This is a genomic window from Nocardiopsis sp. TNDT3 (assembly GCF_003427465.1).
In the GTDB taxonomy this organism is placed as follows: domain Bacteria; phylum Actinomycetota; class Actinomycetes; order Streptosporangiales; family Streptosporangiaceae; genus Nocardiopsis; species Nocardiopsis dassonvillei.
Genome location: NZ_QPFC01000794.1, coordinates 1 through 8,179 on the forward strand (window position 1 = coordinate 1; position 8,179 = coordinate 8,179).

General features: G+C 70.1%; 12 protein-coding genes and 1 CRISPR repeat array. Of the genes, 2 read left to right on the forward strand and 10 right to left on the reverse strand.

Annotation, left to right across the window (positions count from 1 at the left end):
• The 10 genes from DQW06_RS19425 to DQW06_RS19465 form a co-directional block, all read right to left on the reverse strand.
• On the reverse strand, positions 1–1,586 hold a 1,586-nt coding region (locus DQW06_RS19425; RefSeq protein WP_117199053.1), incomplete at its 3' end, for a hypothetical protein.
• A gap of 60 nt (positions 1,587–1,646) precedes the next feature.
• Positions 1,647–2,027: a hypothetical protein gene (locus DQW06_RS19430; protein WP_117199054.1), complete on the reverse strand. Its 381-nt coding sequence runs from the start codon at positions 2,025–2,027 to the stop codon at positions 1,647–1,649.
• A complete protein-coding gene (locus DQW06_RS19435; protein WP_117199055.1) occupies positions 2,020–2,289 on the reverse strand; it encodes a hypothetical protein in 270 nt (89 codons plus the stop codon). Before DQW06_RS19435 ends, DQW06_RS19430 begins: the two co-directional genes overlap by 8 nt.
• A complete protein-coding gene (locus DQW06_RS19440; RefSeq protein ID WP_117199056.1) occupies positions 2,286–2,564 on the reverse strand; it encodes a hypothetical protein in 279 nt (92 codons plus the stop codon). The genes DQW06_RS19435 and DQW06_RS19440 overlap by 4 nt, the downstream gene beginning before the upstream one ends.
• A complete protein-coding gene (locus DQW06_RS19445) occupies positions 2,561–2,842 on the reverse strand; it encodes a hypothetical protein (protein WP_117199057.1) in 282 nt (93 codons plus the stop codon). Before DQW06_RS19445 ends, DQW06_RS19440 begins: the two co-directional genes overlap by 4 nt.
• Positions 2,839–3,993, reverse strand: a complete 1,155-nt coding sequence (locus DQW06_RS19450; RefSeq protein WP_117199058.1) for a hypothetical protein — start codon at positions 3,991–3,993, stop codon at positions 2,839–2,841. The genes DQW06_RS19445 and DQW06_RS19450 overlap by 4 nt, the downstream gene beginning before the upstream one ends.
• On the reverse strand, positions 3,990–4,415 hold the full coding sequence (locus DQW06_RS19455; protein ID WP_117199059.1) for a Pycsar system effector family protein: 426 nt from the start codon (positions 4,413–4,415) through the stop codon (positions 3,990–3,992). The genes DQW06_RS19450 and DQW06_RS19455 overlap by 4 nt, the downstream gene beginning before the upstream one ends.
• A complete protein-coding gene (locus DQW06_RS29280; RefSeq protein ID WP_013155437.1) occupies positions 4,408–4,548 on the reverse strand; it encodes a hypothetical protein in 141 nt (46 codons plus the stop codon). The genes DQW06_RS19455 and DQW06_RS29280 overlap by 8 nt, the downstream gene beginning before the upstream one ends.
• Positions 4,541–4,726, reverse strand: a complete 186-nt coding sequence (locus tag DQW06_RS19460; protein ID WP_117199060.1) for a hypothetical protein — start codon at positions 4,724–4,726, stop codon at positions 4,541–4,543. The genes DQW06_RS29280 and DQW06_RS19460 overlap by 8 nt, the downstream gene beginning before the upstream one ends.
• Positions 4,723–4,956, reverse strand: coding sequence for a hypothetical protein (locus DQW06_RS19465; protein ID WP_117199061.1), 234 nt, complete (start codon positions 4,954–4,956; stop codon positions 4,723–4,725). Before DQW06_RS19465 ends, DQW06_RS19460 begins: the two co-directional genes overlap by 4 nt.
• A gap of 462 nt (positions 4,957–5,418) precedes the next feature.
• Here DQW06_RS19465 and DQW06_RS19470 point away from each other — a divergent pair, with 462 nt between their 5' ends.
• A complete protein-coding gene (locus DQW06_RS19470; protein WP_117199062.1) occupies positions 5,419–6,213 on the forward strand; it encodes a GntR family transcriptional regulator in 795 nt (264 codons plus the stop codon).
• Positions 6,210–6,881 carry a YdcF family protein gene (locus tag DQW06_RS19475; RefSeq protein WP_117199063.1) on the forward strand — a complete coding sequence of 224 codons (672 nt, stop codon included), beginning with the start codon at positions 6,210–6,212 and terminating at the stop codon, positions 6,879–6,881. Before DQW06_RS19470 ends, DQW06_RS19475 begins: the two co-directional genes overlap by 4 nt.
• A gap of 105 nt (positions 6,882–6,986) precedes the next feature.
• Positions 6,987–8,175: a CRISPR direct-repeat array (repeat unit 29 nt; unit sequence GGGACCATCCCCGCGTGCGCGGGGAGCAG).
• Positions 8,176–8,179 lie beyond the last annotated feature (4 nt).

An 8,179-nucleotide genomic window follows, 5' to 3' on the forward strand; every position in this document is an offset into this window, starting at 1 on the left:
GGGCGGCCGGGGCGGGTCTCGAGGTAGGCGGCGTACTCGGGGCCGAACGCCTGCCGGGTCACGGCGTCGAGCTTTGCGTCCTGGTCCGGAAGGGAGTCGGCGGCTGCCTTCAAAACCTTGTTCTCGTCCGCCGGGTTGGTGGTCGGCGGGCCGAACATCTTGGCGGCCACGACGTGCCGGTCGGGGTCCACGTGCTCGATCGCGGCGTAGACCGCACCGGACTTGGACTTGCGCCACCGCGAGGGGTCGCATCCGGCGTCGGTGACGTAGTCCGGAAGGACGAAGGTCGCGTCCGCGTGGTCGCGGACTCCGAAGCAGAGCCCGTCACCGAGGTTGGCGCGGGTGTCGGTGTCGAGGTTGCCCCACGTGGCCCGCTGGAGGCTCAGCTCCAGGTGGATGCCGACCGACCGGGCGACCCGGGCCACCTCCACGATCTCGTCGAAGTCGACCACCTCAGCGGCTTCCTCCACGAGGATGTGCAGGAAGGTCAGCCCGCACCCGGGCACCCACTGGGCGTGCCCGGCGTCCGCGAGGTGGTTGGCGCGGGCCTTGATCGCGCGCTTGACCGCGGCGAGCTGCTTACGGGCGTCGGCCTTGGTGTAGGCGGGCCAGCCGATCGCGCCCTCGATCGGACCGAGGGTCTGGCGTCCCTTGGCCAGGTCGATGGCCAGGGTGAAGGTGTCGCGGCGCGCCGCGATCTGCACCATCTTGACCTTGCCGTACACCGACTTCCCGGCCCCGGCCATGCCCACGGTCAGGCTGTGGCGGTTGGTGACCTGGTCCTCGAAGGGCTCGCCGTCCTCGTAGGTCCCCAGGTGCAGCGGATAGTCCGCGATCGAGGCCCCGACGTGCGCCGGGTTCAGCCCCGGCCACGGGATCAGGCGACCCATGACGTCCTGCTTGGTGATCACCAGCTCCGCGCGGTCGGCCCGGCCCTGGTCCTCGATCACCCGAATCGCACCCGGCGCGACCCCGTAGGCGGACGCCAGCTCCTTCGCGCGGTTCTGCAAGGACTCGGCGGTCTCGCCGTTCTCCAGGGTCAGCTCGTGGCGCTGCTGCATCTCGGTGTCGCTGAGCAGGCGCGCCCTGAGGTTGCGCAAGTCGAGCTTGGCCGCGACCTCCTCGAAGGTCGCCAGGATCCGGCCGGCGCCCTTCTTCGGCGCGGCCTCCCCGGCCCCCTGCGAGCGGGCCCACAGGTGCACGTTCGCGATCGCGGCCCCGGCCGCCCCGCCGATCAGGAGCACGTCCATGAGCGGACGTCCGGGGCCGAACGCGGTGGCCAGCGCCAGCCAGGCGGCGGCCCCGCCGGTCATGGCGGTGGAGATGTGGTGCGCGTACCAGGTGCGCGCCCCGGTCAGGCGGTGCGCTGCGTAGGTGACCACCCCGCCCGCGGCCGCGATGGCGGCGGCCGCCAGGCCGGTGCCCCACCCGAGGTCAACCCACATCCAGTGCGTGAGGAAGCCCGCCGGGATCAGAGCGGGCGCGGCGACCCAGGGGCGAATGTAGTCGCCCCAGGCCGGGCGGGCCGGGCGCTTCTTGTCGGTGTCCTCGTCCCGCCCTCGGTACACCAGCTCGGTGCGAGCCATCTCTCTTCCTTTCGCGTGCGGGCGGGGGCCGCTCAGTGCGGCCCCCGCGATTGAGTTCGGTTAGGCGGACAGGTCGAGCGTCTTGCGCCGGGGGCGCTTCTTGACCAGGTACTCAAAGTGCTTGCGCAGGCTGCCCCAGGTGCGGACGGCCTCCACACCCACGACCCGCTGACCCTCAGCGGCGCGGCGCAGGTGCCGGGCGACCGAGCGGGCCTTGCGCTTCATCGCCAGACGCGAGACCCCGGACCCGGGCGGCATCTCCTTGAGCGCCGCTTCCAGCTCCTGAGCGGAGAAGTCCAGCTCCACTGCCAGGGCGCGGCTCAGCTTGCGGACGGTCTCGGTGTACTTGCGGATGTCGGATCCGGTCTCGAACTGGATGGACTCCAGGTCGTTCATGATCCGCTTGAGCTCGGAGCGCTCGGTGGGAGCGGCCTCAGCCATGGATGTGGGTCTCCTCGTTCGTGGTTGGGCGGTTGATGACGACGGCGATGACGCCCCGGCCGGGGCCGTAGCGGCGCACCCGGGTGCGGTCCAGGTGCTCGCGCCAGCCCCGGCCCAGCCAGCCCAGGGCCTGCCCCAGGGACCGGTGCAGCGGGCGAATGTCCAGGCACGCGGAGATCAACGAGTCCGCGTGCAACAGCAGGTGGTCGCAGAAGGCGAGACCCGCCGCGAGGCGGGTGCGCCAGTCAGTGCGGCGGTTCACCGGTCCTCTTCCTGCTCCGCCAGGTCGTCGCACAGCGCACCGGCGGCGTAGAGCTCCACGGCGTCGAGCGCGAGGCTGAGCGAGCCGACGACCCCGACCACCAGGGGCCAGGCCAGTGCGCCGCGGTGGATCATCCAGGTGGCCACCACCAGGCAGGCCGCGAGCAGCACTACGCGGAAGGTCAGGTCGATCGGGTTCATGTGGCGGGTGCCGTGGGCGACCCGGGCCAGCAGGACGGGCAGACGGAACTGGATCAACAGGCGGGGGTGGTTCATGCGATCTCCTCGAAGCCGGGCAACACGAGCTGGTCAGCGCAGACGGGGCACCGGTCGTGCGACTGCATCCGGTGCTTCTTGGGGTCGCGGCACCGCTCGCTCACGGGCGGGGCCACGTCGATGAGGTGACGGGCTTTGTCCGACTCCGCGAGCCGCTTGGTGTAGTGCTCGTCGAACTCCTCGCCGCACGGGCAGGACACGGCGTAGCACCACGCCTCTCCCTGGCTGGTCTCCTCGCGCCAGCGGCGCACCTTCGGGCGGTGCTTGACGGGCTTCACGACGCACCCCCCACCGGGCGGTACTTCCTGACTGTCTTGGCGTCCATCCCGAGGTCCCGTGCGGCCGTCTTCACGGGCGCGTGGGGGTGGGTGGCGTAGTAGTCGCGGACCCGCTGGGACGCGTCCGCCGAACGCTGTCGGGCGGCGGACGCCAGCGGGACCGGAGCGCTCCCGGGGGCGTCGCCATCCTCCTCGGTGGCGGGGTGGATATCGCCGGTCGCGCCGTCGTCCCCCCGGGGGATGACGAGGGTGGACGACGTGCCGTCCGCCCGGTGGTCCTGGTCGCGGAGGTAGTCGTCGACCTCTTCCGCCAGCTCTTCCCCGACCACCTCCAGGGCGTCGCGGTCGCGGTCGGCGAGGCGCGGGAGCGGCGCCGGAGCGGCCCGGCGCTCCTTCTCCTCCTGGTCCTCGGCGACCTCGGTCACCGTGGTGCGGCCGTCGATCCGCGCGATCAGGCCCTCGATCGCGGCGGCCGACGTGGTGGCCACCAGGTAGGCCATCGCGGAGAACGCGGCCGCTCCCAGGGAGGCCACGGCCCCGACCGGGCCGGACCCGATCGTGGACCCGACGATGGAGATCAGCAGCGGCACCGCGATCAGCGCCACTAGGGCGGTGCGGGCGCGGCCTTCAGGGAACGCTCTGGCAGCGGCGAGCTTCCCGGCCCAGATGATCGCGGCCGTGGACATGCCGGTCAGCGCGACCTCCGCGAGGTAGCCGATGCCGTCCGGCGCGGTCGTGTAGTGCTCGGTGACGGCGGCCTCCAGGCCCATCGCGGATCCGATCGAGAGCAGGACCGAGGCACCCAGGCACAGCCGCGAGAACCGAGTCCGGGATCGCACGAGATCGAGGACCGTGTAGGCCGGGTCGGTCGCGGCGCGGGCGGCGTCCACTGCGGCGGCGGCCCGGACGGCCTCCTCAGCGCGGCGGTCGGTCTCGCGGACAGAGCGCAGCTCCCGGCGGTGCTCCATCTCCAGGCCGGTCGACAGCCGCTCCGACAGGAGCCGGTCGGCCTGTCCGCGCGTGGTCGGGTTGAGGCGAGGGTCGGCCAACAGCTTCTGGTCCGCCACGGACTGGAGGGCCTTGGCGTCCTGCACTCGGGCCTTGAGGTCGGCCACCACGTCGGCGGCCTCGTTCTTCTTGCGCAGGTTCACGAGGTGGCTCCCATCCAGACGAGACCGGCCCCGATCACGAGGGCAGCGGCGATGAGCAGGTCGACAGCGAGGCGGATCCGGCGGAACTTCTTGGTGGCGACCCCCGCGAGGTTGATCAGGCGGTCACGAGTGGTCTCGGGCTTCCAGCCCTCGGGGTCGGCGGTGATCCGGGCGAACGGAGCGCCAGAGATGCGGGGGCGGACCACGGCCAGCAGCACCACCAGGGCGAGCACGAGCAGCAGCGCTCCGGCCCGGGTGAACCAGTGCGCGGCACTGTCGCCGGTCAGCAGCGGTCCGGCCGAGAGCACGGCCAGCGAGGCACCCCCGAGCGCGGTCAGCATGGACGCCTTGGCGTCCGCGCGGGCCAGCTCGGCGCGGGTCTCGTCGATGTAGGCGGTCAGCGGGACGCGGTCCTCAGCCACGACGGGCCCCCTTACCGGTCAGCTTGCGCAGGGTTTCCAGGTCCGCGCGGCGCTCCACGATCGGAACGCCGATCATCAGCCAGACCAGCGCGCCGGTCAGAAGCAAGGCGAACAGCGAGATCAGCTCAGCCACGACGGAGGTTCCCCTTTCGGCGGTGCGTGACCTGGGCGAGTACCAGGCGGGTGCGGCCCCAACGACGAAGCGTGCGGCGGACCTTGCGGTAAGCGGCGCGGAGCCGGAGAAGGCCCAGCACGAGCACCAGGACCACGACGGCGGTCGCGATGACCGCGGGCAGCATCTCGGGGGTCACACGAACCACCCCGTGACGGCGAACTCGTCGGCGGCCTCCGTCAGGAGGTCGTCCAGGATGTCGGCGGCGGCCGCCCGGCGGGCCGCCAGCTCCTCGGTGGTCTCGCCCGACAGGGCCGGGGCGAACAGGTCGGGGTCGGTGGTGTGGTCGATGACGTGTGCCAGGGCGGCCACGTCCAGGACGTTGGGGGTGTCGGCCCGCTCGCGGGGCGGCATCATGGTGGTGCGCATCTGCAGGACTCCCGTTGTGTGGGTGTGCCAGAGCCCCGCCCGGGTCGCATCCGGTGCGGGGCTCCCTGTTTCGTGACGTGCGGTTTGTTCGTGTGTGGACCCGGGTGGTCCCTGCCGTGTCCCTCTCCCGTGTTGTGCCGGGGAGTGGCAGGACAGGCACCCCAGGGATGCAGGGTGTTGCTCGGCCATTCCGTACCGCCTGGTGAGGCAGAGCACCGTGGTGCCGTGGCCGTTGCCCGTCGTCGTCCCTTGGAAGCTCGGGATGGAGTCGGGGCAAGCTCACTGTTGAGTTTGGAGAGCCCTCGATCACCAGGCCGAGAGCTGTCGCCGAACCGCAAACCCTGGACCGACATGATTGCTGTCCTAGGACTGCGGGCAACTACGACTAAGATGCACCACAGTCCTAGGACTGTCAACAGTCCTAAGACTGTGGTTTTCTGGAGAGGTAGAGAGGAGCCCTACATGGCGCCGAAGTGGCGAGATCTGGCCGATCGACTGGCGGATCGCATCAAGAGCGGCGAGTACAGGCCTGGCGATCAGTTGCCGCATATACGCGAGCTCGTTGACGCGGGGGAAGGCTCCAAAGCGACCGTGCACGCCGCATACAAGGCGTTGGAGGCCGAGGGTTTGGTCACTTCGTCCCGTGGCCATGGGACGGTGGTCCGGCCGCGGCTTCCGCTCAAGCGCATCGGAGTCGAGCGGTACGACAAGGCCAAGTGGCGCGATGGCGATGAGGTGGCCTTCATCGCTGACCGTGTGGCTTCGGATCGGGCCTACCGCCGCAACGAGCAGACCCAGACCGTCGAACTGGTTAAAGCGCCCCCGGCTATCGCGGAGGCTCTCGGCGTGCCAGCCGGTTCCGAGGTCTATGCCCGGGCGCGCCTAGTCAAGGAAGGCAGTCAGCCGACACATACTCTGACCAGTTACTACCGGCCTGAGCATGTGGAGGGGACACGTCTGGTCGACCCGGCTCCGGGCCCTGCTGGTCGCGGTGGTGGCTTCCGCGTGTTGTACGAGGCTGGTTACGAGATTGACCACATGCGGGAAGAACTGTTCGCACGGGTCCCGACCCAGGACGAAGCTAAAGAGCTCTTGCTGCTGCCCGGTGAGCATGTGGTGGAGCTTCACAGGACCACGTTCACGGCGGACGGCACCGTGGTGGAGTTCGCGATCGGGGTGCACGCAGCATCGCGTTTCGCGTGGGTCTACGACTTCAAGGTCCCCGACTCGGCGAGTGACAGAAAGGATGAGCTGTGATCTCGAAGCAGGCCTGGTCGGACGCCGAATGCCTCTGGAGCTTCCACCGCATGCACCACGAGCTTCGACCGTGCTCGGTGGCCATTGGGCTCGGTAGTCACGACTTGGGGGTGGCCGATACGACCGTCGAGCTCTACCACCGGGGAATGATCCCGCTGATCGTCTTCACCGGCTCCACAAGCCCTACGACAGAGCACCGGATGCCACTTGGTGAGGCGGTTCATTACCGGAATCGGGCATTGGAACTGGGAGTGCCCGACTCAGCTGTGTTGGTGGAGCCGAACGCACGCAACACGGGCGAGAACATCTGTTTCTCTCGCGCAGTCATCGAGAGCGCAGGCGTTGAGGTCGACTCGATCCTCCTGGTCAGCAAGCCCTACGAGGAGCGGCGCGCGTGGGCGACGGCACGCAAGTTCTGGCCCGATGTTGAGGTCATCAGTGCGTCTGACCCTGTGGCTTTCGAGGACTACGTTGATGGCATCGGGGACGCACACCTGGTCATTGACATGCTTGTTGGGACTCTTCAGCGGATTCTGATCTATCCGGACCAGGGTTTCCTCATCAAGCAGACGGTGCCGTCGGAGGTGGTGGAGGCGTACGACCGCCTGTGCCGAGAAGGCTTTACGAGCCGACTCATGCCGAACGGTGCAGCGCGAGGAACGGGTTAGATCTTTGGCCGTACATATTCATTTTTAGGGCCCGAGCCGGTTGGTTCGGGCCCTAAACCTTGCCCGCGCTGCGGCCCTTCTCTTTTGACTGCATAGCTAGCCATTGGGGGCATCCCCGCGTGCGCGGGGAGCAGTCGAAAAGGGCGTTGTGTCCCTCGGCGGTGTAGGGACCATCCCCGCGTGCGCGGGGAGCAGCATTTCCGCCCTCCAGGCAATCCTGGACGTGGAGGGACCATCCCCGCGTGCGCGGGGGGCAGTGCAAGCCCTGCAGCGACGACACCAGGGCGGCGGGACCATCCCCGCGTGCGCGGGGAGCAGGACACCGTGACCTCCACCCACGCCGAAGGACGGGGACCATCCCCGCGTGCGCGGGGAGCAGTCCTCCAGGGAGTCGGCGTACATGCCGGGCCAGGGACCATCCCCGCGTGCGCGGGGAGCAGCACCCCCTTCGCGACGCCCTGTGTGGCCGCTGGGGACCATCCCCGCGTGCGCGGGGAGCAGGATCCGCCCTCATAGGAGATCCCCGCCTCCCCGGGACCATCCCCGCGTGCGCGGGGAGCAGGGCGCAGTCGGTTGCGCGAGCTCCTGGAGGAAGGGACCATCCCCGCGTGCGCGGGGAGCAGGCGTCGAACTGGCCTTCGCCGAGATCAGCGTCGGGACCATCCCCGCGTGCGCGGGGAGCAGATCAGGCGCTCCTCCGCGCGGATCGCGACCCGGGGACCATCCCCGCGTGCGCGGGGAGCAGCGCCACGAAGAGGCCGCCGTGTGGCTCGGAGGGGGACCATCCCCGCGTGCGCGGGGAGCAGCTTTTGGGGAGAGTGGAGCCACAAGGGCGGAGGGGACCATCCCCGCGTGCGCGGGGAGCAGCCGCCCCGACTCCAGCCCCGCAGGCGCCGACCGGGACCATCCCCGCGTGCGCGGGGAGCAGCAGGACGCCCGGGAGTCCGCCGAGACGCACCCGGGACCATCCCCGCGTGCGCGGGGAGCAGCCCGAAGCCCACCGCGCCGCCCTGGCCCAGTGGGGACCATCCCCGCGTGCGCGGGGAGCAGGGGCTGGCCCCCACCACGATCACCGACCAGGCGGGACCATCCCCGCGTGCGCGGGGAGCAGCTGGACGCTCTGGGTCTCGATGACCTCGATGAGGGACCATCCCCGCGTGCGCGGGGAGCAGGGCCGATCTCCAGGGCTTTTGCGTCGGCGTGCTGGACCATCCCCGCGTGCGCGGGGAGCAGGGCAAACACCCTGCTGACCCGGACGGACCTCTGGGACCATCCCCGCGTGCGCGGGGAGCAGACTC